The 20,930-nt window shown below is 72.8% G+C and carries 20 protein-coding genes; 8 read left to right on the top strand and 12 right to left on the bottom strand.

The window, feature by feature from the left end:
• Positions 1–52 precede the first annotated feature (52 nt).
• Positions 53–1,417, bottom strand: a complete 1,365-nt coding sequence (locus IF02_RS0115475; RefSeq protein WP_030157233.1) for a glutamine synthetase family protein — start codon at positions 1,415–1,417, stop codon at positions 53–55.
• 77 nt (positions 1,418–1,494) lie between these two features.
• Between IF02_RS0115475 and IF02_RS0115470 the strand changes: the two genes are divergently transcribed.
• The 3 genes from IF02_RS0115470 (at position 1,495) to IF02_RS0115460 (ending at position 4,581) form a co-directional block, all read left to right on the top strand.
• Complete coding sequence (locus IF02_RS0115470) at positions 1,495–2,241, top strand: FadR/GntR family transcriptional regulator (RefSeq protein ID WP_030157231.1); 747 nt, start codon at positions 1,495–1,497, stop codon at positions 2,239–2,241.
• A gap of 124 nt (positions 2,242–2,365) precedes the next feature.
• A complete protein-coding gene (eat, locus tag IF02_RS0115465) occupies positions 2,366–3,844 on the top strand; it encodes an ethanolamine permease (RefSeq protein WP_030157229.1) in 1,479 nt (492 codons plus the stop codon).
• 32 nt (positions 3,845–3,876) lie between these two features.
• Positions 3,877–4,581, top strand: coding sequence for a gamma-glutamyl-gamma-aminobutyrate hydrolase family protein (locus IF02_RS0115460; protein ID WP_030157227.1), 705 nt, complete (start codon positions 3,877–3,879; stop codon positions 4,579–4,581).
• Between the two features lie 99 nt (positions 4,582–4,680).
• Here the strand turns inward: IF02_RS0115460 and IF02_RS0115455 are convergent, their stop codons facing one another.
• On the bottom strand, positions 4,681–5,604 hold the full coding sequence (locus tag IF02_RS0115455) for a LysR family transcriptional regulator (protein ID WP_030157225.1): 924 nt from the start codon (positions 5,602–5,604) through the stop codon (positions 4,681–4,683).
• A gap of 70 nt (positions 5,605–5,674) precedes the next feature.
• Here IF02_RS0115455 and IF02_RS0115450 point away from each other — a divergent pair, with 70 nt between their 5' ends.
• Positions 5,675–6,796 (top strand): TDT family transporter, encoded by a 1,122-nt coding sequence (locus IF02_RS0115450; protein WP_078622108.1) that lies wholly within the window; start codon positions 5,675–5,677, stop codon positions 6,794–6,796.
• Here IF02_RS0115450 and IF02_RS0115445 read toward each other — a convergent pair.
• Entirely contained in the window at positions 6,793–7,530 is a 738-nt protein-coding gene (locus IF02_RS0115445; RefSeq protein WP_030157222.1) for a helical backbone metal receptor, read from the bottom strand. The two genes, IF02_RS0115450 and IF02_RS0115445, sit on opposite strands and share 4 nt — an antisense overlap.
• On the bottom strand, positions 7,527–8,138 hold the full coding sequence (locus tag IF02_RS0115440) for a helix-turn-helix domain-containing protein (RefSeq protein WP_048476971.1): 612 nt from the start codon (positions 8,136–8,138) through the stop codon (positions 7,527–7,529). The genes IF02_RS0115445 and IF02_RS0115440 overlap by 4 nt, the downstream gene beginning before the upstream one ends.
• Before the next feature lie 251 nt (positions 8,139–8,389).
• On the opposite strand from IF02_RS0115440, the gene IF02_RS0115435 reads away from it, so the two are divergent.
• The 4 genes from IF02_RS0115435 (at position 8,390) to IF02_RS0115420 (ending at position 12,839) form a co-directional block, all read left to right on the top strand.
• Entirely contained in the window at positions 8,390–9,295 is a 906-nt protein-coding gene (locus IF02_RS0115435; protein ID WP_030157219.1) for a 5'-3' exonuclease, read from the top strand.
• Between the two features lie 49 nt (positions 9,296–9,344).
• Positions 9,345–10,178 (top strand): siderophore-interacting protein, encoded by an 834-nt coding sequence (locus IF02_RS0115430; protein ID WP_030157217.1) that lies wholly within the window; start codon positions 9,345–9,347, stop codon positions 10,176–10,178.
• A gap of 132 nt (positions 10,179–10,310) precedes the next feature.
• The gene (locus tag IF02_RS0115425; protein WP_030157216.1) at positions 10,311–11,846 is read left to right on the top strand and encodes a serine hydrolase; all 1,536 of its coding nucleotides are present in this window, start codon (positions 10,311–10,313) and stop codon (positions 11,844–11,846) included.
• Positions 11,847–11,864: 18 nt separating this feature from the next.
• Positions 11,865–12,839 carry an RluA family pseudouridine synthase gene (locus IF02_RS0115420; RefSeq protein WP_030157214.1) on the top strand — a complete coding sequence of 325 codons (975 nt, stop codon included), beginning with the start codon at positions 11,865–11,867 and terminating at the stop codon, positions 12,837–12,839.
• A gap of 30 nt (positions 12,840–12,869) precedes the next feature.
• Here the strand turns inward: IF02_RS0115420 and IF02_RS0115415 are convergent, their stop codons facing one another.
• The 8 genes from IF02_RS0115415 to IF02_RS0115380 form a co-directional block, all read right to left on the bottom strand.
• A complete protein-coding gene (locus IF02_RS0115415; RefSeq protein WP_030157213.1) occupies positions 12,870–15,710 on the bottom strand; it encodes a DEAD/DEAH box helicase in 2,841 nt (946 codons plus the stop codon).
• Positions 15,711–15,790: 80 nt separating this feature from the next.
• Positions 15,791–16,696: a diacylglycerol kinase gene (locus IF02_RS0115410; protein WP_030157211.1), complete on the bottom strand. Its 906-nt coding sequence runs from the start codon at positions 16,694–16,696 to the stop codon at positions 15,791–15,793.
• Between the two features lie 17 nt (positions 16,697–16,713).
• Positions 16,714–17,679 carry a twin-arginine translocase subunit TatC gene (gene tatC / locus IF02_RS0115405; protein WP_030157209.1) on the bottom strand — a complete coding sequence of 322 codons (966 nt, stop codon included), beginning with the start codon at positions 17,677–17,679 and terminating at the stop codon, positions 16,714–16,716.
• 73 nt (positions 17,680–17,752) lie between these two features.
• Positions 17,753–18,049 (bottom strand): Sec-independent protein translocase subunit TatA, encoded by a 297-nt coding sequence (gene tatA, locus IF02_RS0115400; RefSeq protein ID WP_030157207.1) that lies wholly within the window; start codon positions 18,047–18,049, stop codon positions 17,753–17,755.
• Between the two features lie 214 nt (positions 18,050–18,263).
• On the bottom strand, positions 18,264–18,464 hold the full coding sequence (locus IF02_RS0115395) for a hypothetical protein (RefSeq protein WP_030157206.1): 201 nt from the start codon (positions 18,462–18,464) through the stop codon (positions 18,264–18,266).
• A 26-nt stretch (positions 18,465–18,490) separates the two neighbouring features.
• Positions 18,491–18,739: a hypothetical protein gene (locus IF02_RS0115390; protein ID WP_030157204.1), complete on the bottom strand. Its 249-nt coding sequence runs from the start codon at positions 18,737–18,739 to the stop codon at positions 18,491–18,493.
• A 134-nt stretch (positions 18,740–18,873) separates the two neighbouring features.
• Positions 18,874–19,842, bottom strand: a complete 969-nt coding sequence (locus IF02_RS0115385) for a helix-turn-helix transcriptional regulator (RefSeq protein WP_030157203.1) — start codon at positions 19,840–19,842, stop codon at positions 18,874–18,876.
• Between the two features lie 118 nt (positions 19,843–19,960).
• Positions 19,961–20,917 carry a helix-turn-helix transcriptional regulator gene (locus IF02_RS0115380; protein ID WP_030157201.1) on the bottom strand — a complete coding sequence of 319 codons (957 nt, stop codon included), beginning with the start codon at positions 20,915–20,917 and terminating at the stop codon, positions 19,961–19,963.
• Between the last annotated feature and the right edge of the window lie 13 nt (positions 20,918–20,930).

Below are 20,930 nucleotides of genomic sequence, written 5' to 3'. Positions count from 1 at the left end.
CGCCTCACAGAGGTTCGGGGGCAGAGATGACGGTGAGTGGGCTACCAGGTGACTACAGGCGTTCGAAGGAGCGGCGCAGTTCCCAGTCGGTGACGGCGGAGTCGTACGCGTCCAGTTCCACGCGGGCCATGTTGCGGTAATGGGCGACCACTTCGGGCCCGAACGCGGCCTTGGCGATCTCGCTGTTCTCCCAGAGCTCCGCGGCCTCGCGCAGGGTGGTGGGAACGTGCGCGAAGTCCGCCGTGTACGCGTTGCCCGCGCAGGCCTCGGGCAGTTCGAGGCGGTTCTCGATGCCGTACAGACCGGCGGCGACCAGGCCGGCGACGGCGAGGTACGGGTTCACGTCCCCGCCCGGGAGGCGGTTCTCGAAGCGCATGGAGCGGCCGTGGCCGACGACTCGGAGCGCACAGGTCCGGTTGTCCACGCCCCAGGCGACGGCGGTCGGCGCGAAGGATCCCGGCCGGAAACGCTTGTACGAGTTGATGTTCGGGGCGTAGAGAAGGGAGAAGTCGCGCAGCGCGGCCAGCTGGCCGGCCAGGAAGTGTCGCATCACCGGTGACATTCCGCCCGGGCCGTCGCCGGCCATCGCGTTGTGCCCGTCGGCGTCGCCCAGCGAGAGGTGGATATGGCAGGAGTTGCCCTCGCGCTCGTCGAACTTGGCCATGAAGGTGAGCGAGACGCCTTCCTGGGAGGCGATCTCCTTGGCGCCGGTCTTGTAGACGGCGTGCTGGTCGCAGGTGGTCAGCGCCTCGTCGTAGCGGAAGGCGATCTCGTGCTGGCCGAGGTTGCACTCCCCCTTCGCGGACTCGACGATCAGGCCCGCGGCCTGCATCTCGTTGCGGATCCGGCGCAGCAGGGGCTCGATGCGGCCGGTCCCGAGGACCGAGTAGTCGATGTTGTACTGGTTGGCCGGGGTCAGCCCGCGGTAGCCCGAGTTCCAGGCCTGCTCGTACGTGTCCTGGAAGACCATGAACTCCAGCTCGGTGCCGACCATGGCCGTGTACCCCTGGTCGGCGAGGCGCTCCAGCTGGCGGCGCAGGATCTGCCGGGGCGCGGCGACCACGGGCGAGCCGTCGTTCCAGGCGAGGTCCGCGAGGAGGAAGGCGCTGCCCGGGTTCCACGGGATCCGGCGCAGGGTCGCGAGGTCGGGGTGCATGGCGAAGTCCCCGTAGCCGCGGTCCCAGGAGGACATCTCGTATCCGTCGACGGTGTTCATGTCCGTGTCGACGGCGAGGAGGTAGTTGCAGCCCTCGGTGCCGTGGGCGAGGACCTCGTCGAGGAAGAACTGTGCGGCGAACCGCTTGCCCTGGAGCCGCCCCTGCATGTCGGGGAAGGCCAGGACGACGGTGTCGATCTCGCCGCTCGCCACGAGAGCGCGGAGCTCCTCGGGCGCGAGCGGAGGCTTGCGGTCTACCACTGGAATCTCTCCTTCGGTGAGCCGAGAACGCCTAAGGTATTGAACAGAACCATTGCTTGGGAAGGGGAGGAGCCAAGATGACCGACACGGCGAGCGAAGGCGGCGCGATCGCGCGGCTGAATCCCGTACTGCGACAGGTGCGGGCGGGCAACGGTTTCGAGGAGGCCCTGGAGCAGATCCTCCAGGTGGTCCGGCTGGGTCTGGTGCCGGGCGGCGAACGGCTGCCGCCCGAGCGGGAGCTGGCGGAGCGGATGGGGATCAGCCGGGTCACCCTGCGCGAGGTGCTGAAGGTGCTCCAGGACCAGGGCCTGGTGGAGGCCCGGCGCGGGCGGTACGGCGGAACGTTCGTGCTCCCCCGCCCCGACACCCCGGCCGGCGGCAGCGAGGACGAGCTGCGCCGGCGCGTGGTGGGCGTGGACATCGAGGACGTCCTGCGGTTCCGCGAGGTCCTGGAGGTCGGCGCGGCCGGACTGTGCGCCTCCCAGGGGCTCACCGAGGCGGGCTCCGAGCGGCTGCTCGGCGCCCTGGCCGCCACCCATGACGCCCCGCTGACCGACTACCGGCGCCAGGACACCCTCTTCCACCTCACCCTGTGCGAGCTCGCCGGATCGGCCACCCTCACGGCCCAGTACGCCGCCGTGCGGGCCACGGTGAACGACCTGCTGGACTGCATCCCGCTGCTGGTGCGGAACCTGGAGCACTCCCAGCAGCAGCACAGCTCGCTCGTGGAGGCGGTGCTGGAGCGCCACCCGGACGCGGCGCGCGAGGTGATGCGCGAACACTGCTGCGGAACGGCGGCCCTGCTGCGCGGATTCCTGGCCTAGAACGGACGCGGCGGATGCGGCCCGAGAGGTTTTCGTTACCCCCGTTTAACGCAGGGGTCTTGCGCACTCCACTCCCCTACGGCAAAGGTACGCCCCACAACCATTGCCCTAGGCAGGAGCGCACATGGCCGACGACACCGAGGCACGGCTCGCAGCCGTACCCGAACCCACCACGTCCCCCGAGGGCGGCGACAGCTCCGACGGCTATCTGGAGCGGCGTACGCTGCGCCGCGGCAGCGCCGGCTGGCTGCTGCTGACCGGCCTCGGCGTCGCGTACGTCGTCTCCGGCGACTTCTCCGGCTGGAACGTCGGCCTCGCCCAGGGCGGCTTCGGCGGGCTCGCCATCGCCACCGTCCTGATGGGCGCGATGTACGCCTGCCTCGTCTTCTCCCTCGCGGAACTGTCCGCGATCCTGCCGACGGCGGGCGGCGGCTACGGTTTCGCCCGCCGGGCGCTCGGCACCTGGGGCGGCTTCCTCACCGGCACCGCGATCCTGATCGAGTACATCCTGGCCCCGGCCGCCATCGCCATCTTCATCGGCGACTACGTCGAATCCCTGAACCTCTTCGGCCTCACCTCCGGCTGGCCGGTCTACCTCGCCTGCTTCGCCGTCTTCATCGGCATCCACCTGTGGGGCGTCGGCGAGGCCCTGCGCTTCTCCCTCGTCGTCACCGCCATCGCCGTGCTCGCGCTGATCGTCTTCGCGCTCGGCGCCTTCACCGAGTTCGACCCCTCGAACCTCGACAACATCGCCGTGGACACCACCGCCGCCGGATCCAGCTCCTGGCTGCCGCTGGGCGTCCTCGGCATCTGGGCCGCCTTCCCCTTCGGCATGTGGTTCTTCCTCGGCGTCGAGGGCGTACCGCTGGCCGCCGAGGAGGCCAAGGACCCGGTGCGCTCCATGCCCCGGGCCCTGTCGATCTCCATGGGCATCCTCGTCCTGCTCGCCCTGCTCACCTTCCTGGCCTCGACCGGCGCCCGCGGCGCCGACGCCATCAAGGACGCGGGGAACCCGCTGGTCGTCGCCCTCGAAGGGGACCCCGGCCTCTCCTGGCTGAAGACCTTCGTCAACTACGCCGGGCTCGCGGGCCTCGTGGCCTCCTTCTTCTCCCTCATCTACGCCGGCTCCCGCCAGCTCTTCGCCCTCTCCCGGGCCGGCTACCTGCCGCGCTTCCTCTCCCTCACCTCGAAGCGCAAGGCCCCGTACCTCGGCCTGCTCATCCCCGGCGCGATCGGCTTCGCGCTCGCCGCTGCCACCGGCAACGGCCCGCGCATGCTCAACATCGCGGTGTTCGGCGCGACGATCTCGTACGCGCTGATGGCCCTCTCGCACATCGTGCTCCGCAGGCGGGAGCCGGGCCTGGAGCGCCCGTACCGCACGCCCGGCGGCATCGCCACCTCCTCGGTGGCCTTCGTCCTCGCCCTCTCGGCGCTGGTCGCCACCTTCCTGGTGGACAAGGACGCGGCGTTCATCGCCCTCGGTGTGTACGCCGTCGCCCTCGCCTATTTCGCGTTCTACAGTCGGCACCACCTCGTGGCCTCCGCTCCGGAGGAGGAGTTCGCGGCGCTGGCGCAGGCCGAGGCCGAACTCACCCGAGACTGACCGCCGTTCCCCGAACCCTGGAGGTAACAACCGTGCCCAGGCCGCTCATCGGCATCACGACCTACGTGGAGGAATCCACCCGCTACGGGGTGTGGGACGTCCCCACGTCCCTCGTCCCCACCGGGTACCACGAACTCGTCCAGGCGGCGGGCGGCGCGGCCGTGCTGCTCCCGCCGGACGAATCCGGTTCGGCGGCGGAGGTGCTGAGCCGGCTGGACGGCCTGGTCGTCGCGGGCGGCCCCGACGTGGACCCGGTCCGCTACGGGGCCGAGCGGGACCCTCGTACGGGCGCTCCCGCCACGCGGCGGGACGAGTGGGAACTCTCCCTGATCGAGGCGGCCTTGGCGGCGGGCCTGCCGGTGCTGGGCATCTGCCGGGGCATGCAGGCGCTGAACGTGGCCCTGGGCGGCACGCTGGTCCAGCACATCGACGGCCATGCGGTCGCCCCTGGTGTCATGTCCTGGCACCCGGTCCGCCCGGTCGAGGGGACCCGGTACGCGGCGCTGGTCCCGGAGGAGGCGGAGGTGCCGACCTACCACCACCAGGCGGTCGACCGCCTGGGCGCGGGCCTGATCGCCTCGGCCCACGCGGTCGACGGCACGGTGGAGGCCATCGAACTCCCCGACCCGGCGCACTGGGTCCTCGGCGTCCAATGGCACCCGGAACGCGACAAGGACACCCGCGTGATGTCCGCGCTGGTCGAAGCGGCCTCGCTCAGCGCGGTGGTCCCGGCCTGACGGAGGCCGGTCGGGCGATCAGGCCGATCAGCCCGAGGAGTCCGAGGAGCCTGAGGAGTCCGAGGAACAGGAACGCGGGCCGGGCCACCGGACCGCAGGTCAGGGGCGGGCCCGGGTCAGCGACAGCAGGTCGCGGGCCGGGCCCGCCGGCCTGGCCCCCACCGGCCACACCGCCCGCAGGGCCCGCCCCAGCGCCGCCCCCGTCACCGGGACCTCGACGAGGCGCCGGGCCGCCAGCTCCTCCCCCACCGCCAGCTCCGAGAGCACGCACGGCCCGGCCCCGCTCAGCGCCGCGGCCTTCACCGCCGTCGTCGACGCCAGCTCCAGCAGCGGCGCCGCCAGGCCGCCGCTCTCCGCCAGCGCGGCGTCCAGCACCTGCCGGGTCCCCGAGCCCCACTCCCGCAGGATCAGCGGCGTCGCCGCCAGCTCCTGCGCCGCCACCCCCCGCGAGCGCCGCGCCCACGCGTGCCCCGGAGCCACCGCCACCACCAGCCGGTCCTGCGCGATCACCGCCGAGTCCAGCCCCTCCGGCACCGACAAGCCCTCCACGAACCCCAGGTCCGCCTCGTGGGCCAGCACCCGTTCCGCGACCACCGCCGAGTTCCCCGCGTGCAGCGACACCGCCGTTCCCGGCCGCTGCCCGCGCAGCGCGATCAGCCACCCCGGCAGCAGGTACTCCGCGATGGTCATGCTGGCCGCCACCCGCAGCCGCGAGTCCCGCCGCCCGCGCAGCGCCTGCGCCCCGGCGTCGAACGCCTCCGCCGCCTCCACCACGCGCCGCGCCCAGTCCGTGACCAGCGCCCCCTCCGCCGTCAGGGTCGACCCCCGCGGCGAGCGGTCCACCAGCGCCACGCCCAGCCGCGTCTCCATCGCGCGGATCCGGCTGCTCGCGGCGGGCTGGGTGATGCCCATGCGCTTGGCCGCGCCGCTCAGGCTGCCGATCCGGGCGACCGCGAGCAGCAGCTCCAGCGCCCCCAGGTCCGGTACCCGGTGTGCCAGCGGAACCCACTCCTCGTTACCCATAAAGTCAGTTTATGGCCTTATAGAGAGATGGCCTCTGCCGTCCGCCGGGCCCCGCCACGAGGCTGGGTCCATGGCCACCACCCTCGCGCGACCCCGCGCCCACACCTCCCGGAACCCCGAAGCCCACAAGGCCTTCCCGGCGCTCCGTCACCTCGGCCCCAACTGGTACGCGTCCGTCATGGGCACGGCGATCGTCGCCAACGCCGGCGCGACCCTCCCGTACCAGGTGCCCGGCCAGCGCGTGGCCTGCCAGATCGTCTGGGCGCTGTCCGCGGCGGCCCTCGCCCTCCTGCTCACCGCCCGCGCCGGCCACTGGCTCCACCACCGCGACCAGGCCCGCGCCCACCTCCTCGACCCCGCCGTGGCCCCCTTCTACGGATGTCTCGCGATGGCCCTGCTGGCCGTCGGCGGCGGCACCCTGATCGTCGGCAAGGACCTCATCGGCGTGCCCGCCGCCGTCGCCGTCGACGCCGTGCTCTTCACCGCCGGCACCGCGATCGGCCTGCTCATGGCCGTGGTGGTGCCGTACCTGATGATGGTCCGGCACAAGGTGGAGGCCGCGCAGGCCACCCCCGTGTGGCTGCTGCCCCTGGTCGCCCCGATGGTCTCCGCGGCCCTGGGGCCCCTGCTGATACCCCACCTGCCCGCCGGACAGCCCCGCGAGGCGCTGCTGCTGGCCTGCTACGCCATGTTCGGCATCAGCCTGCTGGCCACCCTGCTGATGCTGCCCCTGGTCTTCGGCCGGCTGATCGTGGGCGGTCCCCTGCCCCTGCTGCTGACCCCGACCCTGTTCCTGGTCCTGGGCCCCCTCGGCCAGTCCACCACCGCGGTCAACCAGCTCGCCGACGTGGCCCCCGAGGCGATCGGCGCCCCCTACGCCGGCGCGCTCGGTGCCTTCGCGGTGGTCTACGGAGTGCCCGTGATGGGCTTCGCCCTGCTGTGGCTGGCCCTCGCGGCCGCGATGCTGGTCCGGGCCGCCCGTAACGGCATGGGGTTCGCGATGACCTGGTGGGCGCTGACCTTCCCCGTCGGCACCTGCGTCACGGGCGCCGCCGGTCTGGCCCGCCACACCGGCCTGACCGCGTTCGCCTGGCTCGCGACCGCCCTGTTCCTGGCCCTGCTGACCGCCTGGCTGCTGGCCGCGGCCCACACCCTGCGCGGCCTGTCCACCGGCGCGCTGCTCCCCCGCTAACGCGCCGCCCGCAGGGCCGCCGCCAGTACCGCCGGGGCCTCGGCCAGCGAGGGTCCGTACCAGGTGAGGTGGCGGCCGCTGACCAGGGCGGAGGGACGGTCCGGGAAGGCCTCCGGGCCGTCCTCGCGCGTGAAGCGGTACGGCTCGTCGGGGAGCACCACCAGATCGCAGTCGGCGGCGGCCAGCTCCTCCACCGGCACCCGCGGATACCGCTCGGCGTGCCCGGCGTAGACGTTGTGCACGCCGAGGCGGGCCAGCAGATCGCCCGCGAAGGTGTCCCGGCCGAGCACCATCCACGGCCGCCGCCACACCGGTACGAACGCCCGCAGCGGGCCGGCCGGCGCCACCCGTGCCCAGGCCTCCTCGGCCTCGTCCAGCCACCGCGGCCTCGCCAGCCCCAGGGCCCCCACCAGCACCCGGGACAGCTCGGCCAGCGCCTGCGGCAGCTCCCGCACCTCGGTGACCAGCACCTCCACCCCGGCCGCGCGCAGCGCCGCCAGGTCCGGGACCCGGTTCTCCTCCTCGTTGGCGATGACCAGGTCCGGGCGCAGCGCCGTGATCCGCTCCACGTCGGGGTTCTTCGTCCCCCCGATGCGCACCGCGCCCCGCTCGGCGAGGTCCGCGGGATGCGTGCACCAGTCGGTCACCCCGACGAGCAGCCCGGGAGCGCTGACCGCCACCGCCTCGGTCAGCGAGGGCACGAGCGAGACGACCCGCGTCCGGCTGCGGCTCACTGCCCGGGCGAGGGCGGCTCGGAGGTCGCGTGGATGTGCTCGCCCACCGCCACGACCAGCAGCCGGGTGTCCTCGGAGACGGCCCGCCAGCGGTGGCGTACGCCGCCGGACAGGAACAGCGCGTCCCCGCTCTCCAGCCGGTACGCCCGCCCCTCCGCCTCCACCTGGCACGCGCCCGAGACCACGTACATCAGCTCGTCGTTGCGGTGCTGGTACTCGCGGCCGGCGTCCTGGTCGCCGGTGAACTCCAGCGCGTGCAGCTGGTGGTGTCCGCGTACGAGGGGGCGCACGCCCGGCACCGGGGTGAGCCCGGAGTCGTCCCCGGCCCGTACGAGATCGACCGTGCGCGCGGTGTCGGAGGCGGCCAGCAGCTCGACGGCCGTGGTCTCCAGGGCGTCGGCGACCCGCTCCAGGGAGCGCATGCTGGGCCGCGCCCGCTCGTTCTCTATCTGGCTCAGGAAGGGCACCGACAGGCCGCTGCGCGCCGATACGGCGGCGAGGGTGAGGTGCAGTGCCCGGCGGCGCTTGCGCACGGCCACGCCCACCCGGAGCGGTTCCTTGGCGTCCTTGTCCCGTTCCTTGTCGTCCGAGCCGTCCCTGTCGTCCATGGCGGGGCTGCCCTCCCCTTGTCTGGTCCGTCGGCGTACGTCGGCGTCCGTCTCACATCGGTGTGCTGTAAGCACCTTACGCAGCATCCGCCCCCGGTTTCGCGTGCAAGAGCCGACCAGGGTACGCCCCGGGTGAAACTCCCGTGCCGTTTCCGAGCGCTCTTGCGGCCATCTCCCGTGCCCCCGGGCGTAACCGTCGGCCGCGGGCGGGGTGCGGCATCATCGTCACCGTGACGACGACTCGACGCCTGATGCTGCTGGACACCGCCTCCCTCTACTTCCGCGCGTACTTCGGCGTGCCGGACTCCGTGAAGGCCCCGGACGGCACCCCCGTCAACGCGGTGCGCGGGCTGCTCGACTTCATCGGGCGCCTCGTCCAGGACCACCGCCCCGACGATCTGGTGGCGTGCATGGACGCCGACTGGCGGCCGCAGTGGCGGGTGGAGCTGATCCCCTCGTACAAGGCGCACCGGGTCGCCGAGGAGACCGAGAGCGGTCCGGACGTGGAGGAGACCCCCGACACGCTGTCGCCGCAGGTGCCGATCATCGAGGCGGCGCTGGACGCGTTCGGGATCGCCCGGGTGGGCGTCGCCGGGTACGAGGCCGACGACGTGATCGGCACGCTCACGGCGCGCGCCACGGGCCCGGTGGACATCGTCACCGGCGACCGGGACCTGTACCAGCTGGTCGACGACGCCCGGCAGCGGCGCGTGCTGTACCCGCTGAAGGGGGTCGGCACGCTCCAGGTGACGGACGAGGCGTGGCTGCGCGGGAAGTACGGGGTGGACGGCGCGGGGTACGCGGACCTGGCGCTGCTGCGCGGGGACCCGAGCGACGGGCTGCCGGGGGTCCCGGGGGTCGGCGAGAAGACGGCGGCGAAGCTGCTGGACGCGTACGGATCACTGGCCGGGATCATCGCGGCGATCGACGACCCAAAGTCGAAGCTGACACCTACGCAGCGCAAGCGGCTGGACGAATCCCGGCCGTATCTGGCGGTGGCTCCGAAGGTGGTCCGGGTGGCCTCGGACGTCCCGCTTCCGGAGTTCGACCCGGCGCTGCCCGCGGTGCCCGCGCAGCCGGAACTCGTCGATGCGCTGGCGCGCAGGTGGGGTTTGGGCGGAGCGGTATCGCGCCTCAGCAGCGCGCTGCGCCCTTGAGGTGCTAACTTAGGTAATCCTAAGTTTCAGGGGAGCAAGGGGAGACGCCGTGGCAGAAGGACGCGCCCGCAAGATCGGCACCGCAGTCGTCGTGCGCACAGAGCGGCTGACGCCGCACATGGTGCGCGTGGTGCTGGGCGGCGCCGGACTGGTCCGGTTCAGTGCGGGCGAGTTCGCGGACCAATACATCAAGCTCCTGTTCGCCCCCGAAGGCGTCACCTACCCCTCGCCGTGGGACCTGGACCGGATCCGCGCCGAGTACGCGCGGGAGGCCTGGCCGCGTCAGCGGGCGTACACGGTCCGCGCCTGGGACCCGGTGCACCTGGAGCTGACGCTCGACTTCGTCGTCCACGGCGACGAGGGGCTGGCGGGCCCCTGGGCGGCCCGCGTCCAGCCGGGTGAACTCGTCCGCTTCCTCGGCCCCGGTGGCGCGTACGCGCCGGATCCGGCGGCCGACTGGCACCTGCTGGTGGGCGACGAGAGCGCGCTGCCGGCGATCGCCGCCGCGATGGAGCGCATGCCGGTGGGCGCGCGGGTACGCGCGTTCGTGGAGGTCGAGGGCCCGGACGACGAGCAGAAGGTCGCCACCCCGGACGGCATCGTCCCGGTCTGGCTGCACCGCGGCTCCGGCCCGGTCGGCGAGATGCTCGTCGAGGCGGTCAGGGCCCTGGAGTTCCCCTCCCGCGACGTGCACGCCTTCGTCCACGGCGAGGCCGGCTTCGTGAAGGACCTCCGCCGCCACCTGCGCCTGGAGCGGGGCGTCCCCAAGGAACGCCTGTCGATCTCCGGCTACTGGCGGCTCGGCGAGACGGACGAGGGCTGGCGGGCGATCAAGCGCGACTGGAACGAGAGGGTCCTGGCCGAACAGGAATCGGCGGCCTGACGTACGCGGCGGGCCGCCCTGGGGACGCCTGGGGCGCTTGGGGCGCTTGGGGCACTTGGGGACCGCCCCGCACGAGCCCCGGCCCCGCCGGCACAGCGGGCGGAGTCGCCCGTTCGGCGGGACAATGTCGCCATGCGTACGCTCCACTCGCTCGGTGTGGCAGGAGCCGCCGTCGTACTGGCCGCGACCGGCGCCGCCGCCGCGCCCAGCCCACCGCCCGCGCCGAAACCCCAGATCACGGACGCGGAAGTGGACGCCGCGCTCGGGCGCCTGCCCGGGTTCGTCACCGACGCCATGCGCAGCACCGGGGTCCCCGGGGCCGCCGTCGCCGTCGTCCACGACGACAAGGTCGTCTACCTCAAGGGCTTCGGCGTCCGCCGCACCGACGCGCCCGGGGCCATCGGCCCGGACACCGTCTTCCAGGTCGCGTCCGTCTCCAAACCGATTTCCTCCACGGTGGTGGCCGGCGCCCTGAAGGACCCCGCCGACTGGAACGGCCGCACCGAACTCCCCGGCTTCGCCCTGAAGGACCCCTGGGTGACCGGTCACGTCACCACCGCCGACCTCTTCTCCCACCGCAGCGGCCTCCCCGACCACGCGGGCGACCTCCTCGAAGACCTCGGCTATGACCAGGCGTACATCCTCGACCACCTCCGCCTGGAGCCCCTCACCCCCTTCCGCGCGAGCTACAACTACACCAACTTCGGCCTCACCGCCGCCGCCGAGGCCGTCGCCCGGCAGCAGGGCACGACCTGGGAGAAGCTCAGCCAGGACACCCTGTTCAAGCCCGCCGGGATGACGCACACCAGCACCGAGTTCTCCTCCTTCGTCAACGCCCCCGACCACGCGGCCACCCACGTCAAGAACCCGGACGGGACCTGGTCGCCCCGATTCGTGCGCGACCCCGACGCCCAGGCCCCGGCCGGCGGCGTGAGCTCCACCGTCACCGACATGGCCCGCTGGCTGCGCCTCCAGCTCGCCGGCGGCACCCTCGACGGGAAGCGGATCATTCCCTCCGGCACCCTGGCGGCCACGCGCCTGCCGCACATCGTGTCGCAGGCGCCGACCCCGCCCCTGGACCACACCGGCTTCTACGGGCTCGGCTGGAACGTCTCGTACGACGACGCGGGCCGGCTGCGCCTGAGCCACTCCGGCGGGTTCGAACTCGGCGCCAACACCAACGTCACGCTGCTCCCGCTGGAGAAGCTCGGCATCGTCGTCCTCACCAACGGCGCCCCGGTCGGCATGGCCGACGCCATCGCGATGGACTTCTTCGACACCGCCGAGCACGGCGCGCCGACCACCGACTGGCTGCCGCTCTTCGCCGAGCTGTACGCCCAGCAACTCGGCCCCGGCCCCTCCGCCACCGACTACGCGCACCCGCCCGCGGGCGCGAAGCCGGCCCGCGCCGACAGCGCGTACACCGGCACCTACGTCAGCCCGTACTACGGAAAGCTGACCGTGACCGCTGAGGAGGGCGGCGGGCTCACCCTGTCGCTGGGCCCCAAGCCGATGCGCTTCCCGCTCACCCACTACGACGGGGACACCTTCAGCTACGTGACCTCCGGCGAGAACGCCGTCGGCCGCACCGGGGTGTTCTTCAAGGACGGCACGGTCCGCATCGAGTACCTGGACGCCAACCACCTGGGCACCTTCACCAAGCAGTAGCCGCATAGCCTGGACCCGATGAGACGCAGAGCCCAGGCACCCCCCTCGCCCCTGCCCCAGGTCGCCGGCATCGACCCGGTCCGGCTGCGGCTGCCCGCCGACCCCGACGGGCGCTGGCCCGACCTCGGCGGCTACCTCGCCGAGCGGTACGCCGGCGGCCGCGGCGCCGAGTCCATCGCGCACCTGCTGCGCGCCGGGCGGGTGTTCGGCCCCGGCGGACGGGTCCTGAGCCCGCAGGACCCGTACGAGCCGGGCGCCTACCTGTGGTTCCACCGGGACATGGCGCCGGAGCCCGTGGTGCCGTTCCCGATCCGCGTCGTCCACCGCGACGCGCACCTGCTGGTCGTGGACAAGCCGCACTTCCTGGCGACCACCCCGCGCGGCAGCCACGTCACGCAGACCGCCCTGGCCCGGCTGCGCACCGAGCTCGACCTGCCCGAGCTCAGCCCGGCGCACCGGCTGGACCGGCTGACCGCCGGACTGGTGATGTTCAGCGTCCGCCCCGAGGACCGCGGCGCGTACCAGCTGCTGTTCCAGGAGCGGCGGGTCGTCAAACAGTACGAGGCCCTCGCCGGCCACGACCCGGCGCTCACCCTCCCCCGCACGGTCCGCAGCCACATCGAGAAGACCCGCGGGATCATCGCGGCGGCCGAGGTCCCGGGCGCGGAACCGAACGCCGAGACCCTGGTCGAACTCCTCGCCACGAAGGGGGAGCTGGGCCGCTACCGGCTGACCCCGCACACCGGGCGCACCCACCAGCTGCGGGTGCACATGAACGGCCTCGGCCTGCCGATCCTCGGCGACCCGGTGTACCCGGAGGTCACCGACCCGGCCCCGGACGACTACCGCAGGCCGCTCCAGCTCCTGGCCCGTACGGTGTCGTTCACCGACCCGGTCACCGGCACCCCGCGCCGCTTCGAGAGCGGCCTGAGCCTTCGGGCCTGGCAGGACCTCGCCGGCTGGCGAGGTCCCGACAGGCCCGAGACGGGCTAGCCGCCGGAACCGGCGGGCCCACGAAGCCGCCTAGCCGACCGAGCTGTAGGCCACCACGCCGCGGAGCAGCGCGTCCACGGCCTTGCGGGCGTTGCGGGCCACCGTGCTCCCGCTGTCACCGGACGCCGAGGGAGCCGCCGCCGCGATCTGCCCCAGCACGTCGATGACCTGCTTGCACCAGCGCACGAAGTCGCCGGCCGGCATCTCCGCCTCCCGCAGCACCTCGTCCAGGCTCTTGTCGGAAGCCCACTGGTACGCCGCCCACGCGAAGCCCAGGTCCGGCTCGCGCTGGCCCACGCCCTCCGCCTGGTTGATGCGGTGCTCCTCCTCCAGCGCGTCGAGCCGGCCCCAGATCCGGACCATCTCGCCCAGCGCCGCCTTCGCCGCGCCGCCCGGCACCTTCGGCGCCACCGCGTCGTCGGACTGCCGTGCCTCGAACACCAACGCCGAGACGCAGGCGGCCAGTTCCGCCGGGGACAGTCCCTCCCAGACGCCCTCGCGCAGGCACTCCGACGCCAGCAGGTCGAGCTCCCCGTACAGCCGGGCGAGCCGCTTGCCGTGCACGGTGACCTCGTCCTCGCGCAGGTAGTCCAGCTCGGTCAGCAGCGCGTGGATCCGGTCGAAGGTGCGGGCGATCGTGTTCGTCCGGCCCTCGATGCGCCGCTCCAGCTGCTGGGTGTCCCGCTTGAGGCGGTGGTAGCGCTCCGCCCAGCGGGCGTGGTCCTCGCGCTCGTCGCAGCCGTGGCAGGGGTGCGCCCGCAGCTCGGCGCGCAGCCGCGTGATCTCGCGGTCGTCGGCCGCCGCGGACCGGCCGCGCCCGCGCCGCTCCGGCGCGATGTGCCCGGCCTTGGCCCGCAGTTGGGACGCCAGGTCCCGACGGGACTGCGGCGAGCGCGCGTTGAACGTCTTGGGGATGCGCATCCGCTCGATGGCCTCGACCGGGACCGGGAAGTCGATCGCGGCGAGCCGCTTGACCTGCCGCTCCGCCGTCAGCACCAGCGGCCGCGGGCCCTCGGCGTACTCGTACCCCCGGTGCCCGTTGACCCGCCCGGCCGGCACGCCCGGGTCCAGGACCAGCGCGAGCCCGGCGAACTTGCCGGTCGGCACGTGGATGATGTCGCCCGGCTTGAGCTTCTCCAGCGAACCGGCCGCCTGCACCCGCCGCTGGGCCGCGCCCTGCTTGGCCAGGTCCGTCTCGCGGTCCTTGAGGTCGCGGCGCAGCTGCGCGTACTCCTCGAAGTTCCCGAGGTGGCAGGTCATGCCCTCCCGGTAGCCCTCCAGGCCCTCCTCGTTGCGCTGCACCTGCCGGGAGATCCCGACGACCGAGCGGTCGGCCTGGAACTGCGCGAACGAGGTCTCCAGCAGCTCGCGCGAACGGTGCCGCCCGAACTGCTGGACCAGATTCACGGCCATGTTGTACGACGGCTTGAAGCTGGAGCGCAGCGGATACGTACGGGTACCGGCGAGCCCGGCGAGCCCCGCCGGGTCCATGCCCCGCTGCCACAGCACCACGGCGTGGCCCTCGACGTCGATGCCGCGCCGTCCGGCCCGGCCGGTGAGCTGCGTGTACTCGCCGGGGGTGATGTCGGCGTGCTGCTCGCCGTTCCACTTGACCAGCTTCTCCAGGATCACCGTGCGGGCGGGCATGTTGATGCCCAGCGCGAGGGTCTCGGTGGCGAAGACGGCCTTGACGAGGCCTCGGACGAACAGCTCCTCCACGACCTCCTTGAAGGTCGGCAGCATGCCGGCGTGGTGCGCGGCGATGCCCCGCTCCAGGCCCTCGAGCCACTCGTAGTACCCCAGGACGTGCAGGTCCTCGGCGGGGATGGACGCGGTCCGCTCCTCGACGATCTCACGGACCTTGAGACGGGCCGCGTCGTCGTTGAGCCGCAGGCCCGCGAACAGGCACTGCTGGACGGCGGCCTCGCATCCGGCCCGGCTGAAGATGAAGTTGATGGCGGGCAGCAGCCCGTCGCCGTCGAGGCGGGCGATGACCTCGGGGCGGCTCGGGGTCCAGATCCGGCCGCGGGAGCGCCGCTCGCGCTCGCGGTCGGCCTCGCGGACCATCTTGCCGCGCCGCCGGTCCTTCGGGCTGTACGTGCGGGTGTTCTCCTCGCGCGCCATGCGCAGCAGGTCGGGGTTGACCTCGCGGCGCGCGGAGCCGCGGCCCCCGTGGTCGGACTCCTCCTCGAAGAGGTCGTAGATCTTGCGGCCGGCCATGACGTGCTGCCACAGCGGGACGGGCCGCTCCTCGGAGACGATCACCTCGGTGTCGCCGCGCACGGTGTCGAGCCAGTCGCCGAACTCCTCGGCGTTGGACACGGTGGCCGACAGGGACACCAGCGTGACCGACTCGGGGAGGTGGATGATCACTTCCTCCCAGACCGCTCCGCGGAACCGGTCGGAGAGGTAGTGCACCTCGTCCATCACGACGTAGCCGAGGCCGCGCAGCGACTGCGAGCCCGCGTACAGCATGTTGCGGAGCACCTCGGTGGTCATCACGACCACGGGCGCCTCGGAGTTGACGCTGTTGTCACCGGTCAGCAGGCCCACCTTGTCGGCGCCGTAGCGCTTGACGAGGTCGGCGTACTTCTGGTTCGACAGGGCCTTGATGGGCGTCGTGTAGAAGCACTTGCGGCCCTGGCCGAGGGCGAGGTGCACGGCGAACTCGCCGACGATCGTCTTGCCCGAGCCGGTCGGGGCGGCGACGAGGACGCCCTTGCCGGCCTCGAGTGCCTTGCAGGCGTCGACCTGGTACGCGTCCAGGTCGAATTCGTACATCTCGCGGAAGGGGGCCAGGGCGGAGGCCTCTTCGGCGGCGCGGATCCGGGCAGCGGCGTACCGCTCGGCGGGTGAGAGTTCTTCGGTCATCTTGTTGTCGAGCCTACCCGCCGCCCCTGACAACAGTCGCGATCATTTATACGGACTGCCGGGCCGCCCCCGGGACGGCGCTAGGCCAGCAGCCGCAGGGCCCCCGGAACGCAGTCGGCGGTCACCGGCAGCGGTCCCAGCGGCTCGCCGTCCGCGTACGCGGTGATCCCGGCGGCCTCCAGCGTGATCTTCGCGGCCCGGTGGACGGTCACCTTCGGGTGGCCGAGGTGCGTCCCCTTGTATACCTGCGGAAAGACCCTGAGCAGGGTGGCCCGGCTGCAGTCGCCCACGACCACGACGTCGAAGAGCCCGTCGTCCGGGACGGCGTCCGCGCAGATGCGCATGCCGCCGCCGTACGAGCTCCCGTTGCCGACGGCCACCAGCGTGGCCTCGGTCTCGATCACCGGGCCGTCGTCGAGGGTGATCCGGTACGGGAACGGCCGGAAGGCGGCCAGCTCGGCGAGGATCGCCAGGTCGTACTTGAACCGGCCCGCCGGGAGCCGCATCCGGTTGCCGCGGTCGTTGACCCGCGAATCGAAGCCCGAGCACAGCACGGTCCCGTACCAGGTCTCCCGCTGCTCCGGGGTCCCCGTCACCCGCCCGAGGTCGATCTCGCGGATCCGGCCCTCCTTGAGCGCCTCGGCGGCCAGCCGCCCCGCCTGCGCGGGCTCCCCTACGGGCAGCCCCATGGCCCGCGCGAAATCGTTCCCGGTCCCCACGGCGACCACCCCGAGCGGTACCAGCGTCCCGGCCAGGGCTTGCAGGGCCAGGGAGACCACGCCGTCGCCGCCGACGGCGATCACCGCCCCGGTGCCCTCCCGGACGGCGGTGCGCAGCCGGGCCAGCGCGTCCCCGGCATCGGCGCCGAGGACCGTCCGTACGGAGAATCCGGCGGCCCGGAGCGCGGAAGCGGCCGGCTGCGCGGCGTGCGCGCCCCGGCCGCGTCCCGCGGTGGGATTGACGAGGAGGGTGATCTCAGCGCTCACCCACCGGAATGTACCTGTCAGGTCGCGTCGTCGTAACCGTTGATCTGCCTGCGGCCGCCGTCGGCCTGCTCGGGCAGGGCGGTCGGGGCCTGGACGGGCTCCATCGCACCGATCGGCGCGGGCGTCAGGTCCAGCTCGGACGCCTCGTCGTCGTCGAGCAGCGCGTCGGGGTTGCCGCGGCGCCGCCTGCGGTCGTTGACCAGGCAGATCCCGAGGGCGATGAAGTAGAGGGCGATGATCGGCGCGGCCAGCGACAGCATGGTCAGCGGGTCGCCGGTGGGCGTGGCGAACGCGGCGAAGATCGTGATGCCCAGCACCATGGCCCGCCACCAGCTCGCCAGCCGCTTCGCGGTGAGGACCCCGGTGAAGTTGAGGAGGATCAGCAGCAGCGGCAGCTCGAACGCGAGGCCGAAGACGACGACCATGCGCGTGACCAGGTCGAGGTAGTCGTCGACCGGGAGCAGGTTGCGCGCGTTCTCGGGGGTGAATTCGAGGAGGATCTGCGCGGTCTTCGGCAGGAGCTTGTACGCGAGCACCGCGCCGGCGCCGAACAGCGGAGCGCCGACGGCGACGAAGCCCATCGCGTAGCGCTTCTCGTGGTTGTGCAGGCCGGGGGCGACGAAGGCCCAGAGCTGGTAGAGCCACACCGGGGCCGAGAGCACCACACCGGCGGTGAGCGAGACCTTGAGGGCGATCGAGAACGGGGCGATGAGGCCGTTCACGGTCATGTCGGCGCAGGGCCGGCCGTTGCGCTGCGAGACCACCCCGTTGGTGCAGCCGACGGAGTCCAGCATCGGCTTCAGCATGAAGTCGATCAGGTTCTTGTAGTAGAAGGCCGCCACGACAGTGATCACGAGGATCGCCAGGACCGACTTCAGCAGGCGGTTTCTCAGCTCACGCAGGTGCTCGACAAGAGGCATCCGCCCTTCGGCGTCCTTCTCCTGCTTGCCTTGCTTCTCCTGCTTGCGGGCAGACTTGAGCAACCCACGTCCCTTGTCTCGTTGCAGATGACCGGCGTGATCGCGGCCGCGGACCGGCGGTCCGGCGGCCGGGGGATCAGCCCTGGGTGGTGTGGTTCGGCTCGCTGACCGGACGCGAGCTGGTCACGTCGCCGGGAGCGGCCTTGATCGTGCGCGGGGCGGCGGCCTGCTGCGGGGCCTGGTCCGCGACGGTCGCGGCGGTGGTGTTGTCCTCCGCCGCGCTCTCCGCCTTCATGGCCTTGGCCTCGCTCTTGAGGATGCGGGCCGACTTGCCCAGGGAGCGCGCCATGTCGGGGAGCTTCTTGGCACCGAACAGCAGGAAGATCACGGCGATGATCAGGAGGATCTCAAGAGGCTTCAGATTGCCGATCATGTCTGACTTCCTTCTCACCGAAACGGCTGATTGTGGTGTCCGCGGCCGCGGATCTTGATCCGTGACCGCTCAGGCAAGGATCGTAACCCCCGGGGGTTAACGCCCGGCAATCCCCCGGGGTATCCCGCCTTGCGTGCGGCTGGGACCGACGGTACGGGCCCCGACCCGCACTTTCCAGAGACCTGCGGGTCACGATCCTGCGCTTTGTACCGGTTTACGGCCGGGCGGAGCCGCCCGCCCGCGCCAGATCGCCCGCCGCGCGCTCCAGGTCCCCCGAGGCGTCCGCGATCCGCCGGCTGGCCAGCTCGACCTGGCCGGACAACCGCCGCACCTCCACGAAGACGCGCACCGCGAGGACGGCGAGGACGGCGAGCCCGAGGAAACCCAGGGCGATTGCGAGCATCGGCCACAGCATGGGTCGAGCCTAGGCCACCGGCCGCCTCAGACGCTGCGCAGGGTGCTCACGCCACCGCCGGTCAGCAGTTCCACGATGCGCTCACCGGCCGGTTTGCGCACGGAGGCACCGCACTCGGGACAGGTGAACGAGTAGAACGTGGTGCGCCGGCTCCCGCCGATCACCAGCCGCAGGGCCCCCGCGTCCAGCTCGAAACGGGCCCGGCAGTCGGAACAGGCCGCTTTGAACGAAACCGGCGGCCCCGCGGCGGCCTGCACACCCCGTGGCCCGGACATTGGCGACATCGCTCGGCGCTCCCCTCAGACCGTCCGCGCGCGGACGGCGCAGCTCCCGTACGGCACGGCCCGTACCGCACGGCCCCGCCGCTTCCCCTTGCCCTGCCCTCTTCGGCGTACGGGTCCCGCCCCGCTCAGCCCTGGTCCCCGTACCCGGCGAGCGCCTCCCGGGCCGCCTGCCGCGCGCTGTCGGCCAGCTCCGCGGGCGCCACGATCCGGCCCTCCCGGCCCAGCCGCAGCGCGAGCCGGCGCAGCGAGGCCGGGTCCGGGCTGCGCAGCGTGATCCGCAGGCCGCCGTCGGACAGTTCCTCGGCGCTGTCGTGCGGGTAGTACTCGGCGACCCAGCGGCCGCCCGGCCCGACCTCGACCACGACCTCCGGGTCCTCGGCGGCCGGCTGGACGAGTCCCTCGGACAGGTCGCGCGGCTCGATGGCGGGCGGCTCGGCCCGCTCGTCCAGCAGCCGGATCTCGGCGACCCGGTCGAGGCGGAAGGTGCGCCGGGCCTCGGAGAGGTGGCACCAGCCCTCCATGTACGTGTGCCCCACCGCGAAGAGCCGGATCGGGTCGACCTTGCGCTCGGTCAGCTCGTCCCGGGCCGGCGAGTAGTAGCGCAGCCACAGCCGACGGCGCTCGGCGATGGCCCGGTCGACGTCCGCGAAGACCCCGCCCTCCGCCTCGAAGGTCACCGACAGCCGGGAGCTGGCACCGGCCGCCTCGCCGGCGGCGGCCTCCAGCTTCGCGGTGGCGCGCAGCAGCGCGTCCCGGTCGCTCTCGCGCAGCCCGGGCAGGGTCGCCACGGCGCGGGCGGCGACCAGCAGCGCGGTCGCCTCGTCGGCGGCCAGGCGCAGCGGCTCCGCGGTGGACTCCCCCGAGGCGTCGGGGTTGCGCCACCAGATGCGCTCCCCGTCGGTGTCGATGTCGAGCAGGTCCCCGCCGCGGAAGCTGGTCCCGCACATGGGCAGCACGTCGAGGTCCGAGATCAGCTCGTCCTCGGTGATCCCGAAGGCGCGGGCGACGTCGGCGACGTGCGCCCCGGGGCGCTCGCGCAGGTACGTCACCAGGGACAGCATCCGGCGGGTCTGGTCGATGGCGTTGGCAGCCATGCTGGTACGTCTCCCCCTCAGGGCACGTCTTGCGAACGGTGCGGTGGTGCGATCGGTGCGGTGGATCGGGCGGCGGCCGTGACGGCTCGGGCCGGTCGTCCGGTCCGCCGGGGCGGCCTCAGCCCGCGGCCACGGCGCGCAGCCGGTCCACGACGTCGGCCCGCAGGTCGGCGGGGGCCACGACCACCACGTCCGGCCCGAACTCGACCAGCCAGGCGTCGAGCCCGTGCCCGTACGGGATCTCCAGCTCGTCCCAGCCGTCCCCGCCCTCGCGCACGGCGGTGGCCTTGGCCCGCAGCGGGTACCCGGCCCCGGACCGCAGCCGGATCAGCGCGGAGCGGTCCGCGCTCTCCCCGGCCCAGCTCGCCACGGTCTCCCGTACGGTGACCACGTCCGGGACCTCGGCGGTGTACTTGGCCGCCCGGGAGCGGACCTTCCCGGTGATCCGGGAGAGCCGGAACACGCGCTCCGCCCCGCGGTCGCGGTCGTAGCCGGCCAGGTACCAGTGGCCGCGCCAGCACTCCAGCGCCCACGGCTCCACCTGCCGGGTCTCGGGGCGCGCGGCGGTGGACTTGCGGTAGTCGAAGACCACAGGCCGGCGGTCGCGGCAGGCCAGCATCAGCGGTTCGAAGGCCGCCTCGTGGACCGGGATGCGCGGCTCGATGGCGCTGTGCTGGCCCTCGTACGGATCCCCCGCCTCCGGCATCCCGCCCGCGCGCAGCTTCTGCAGGGCGCCGCTGGCGGCTCCGGCGAGGCGGGCCTGCTGCCAGACCTTGGCCGCGAGCCCCAGGGCGGCGGCCTCCTCGGCGTCGAGGGAGACGGGCGGCAGCCGGTTGCTGTCGCGGCGGGCGAGGTAGCCGGTCTCGCCGTCCAGGTTCTCCACCGTCTCGATGACGAGGCCGAGTTCACGCAGATCGTCCTTGTCCCGCTCGAACATGCGGTTGAACGACTCGTCGTTGCCGGCTTCCATGTACGCCTCGATGGAACCGCGCAGCTCCCGCTTGCTCAGCGGCCGGCGGGTCCCCAGCAGACACAGCGCCAGATTCATCAGCCGCTCGGCCTTGGCAATCGCCATCGACGCCCTTCCG

Origin of the sequence: Streptomyces sp. NRRL S-244 (genome assembly GCF_000717915.1) — a bacterium.
In the GTDB taxonomy this organism is placed as follows: Bacteria; Actinomycetota; Actinomycetes; order Streptomycetales; family Streptomycetaceae; genus Streptomyces.
Note: the sequence above shows the minus strand (reverse complement) of the source record. Positions and strands in the feature narration are given on the sequence as shown.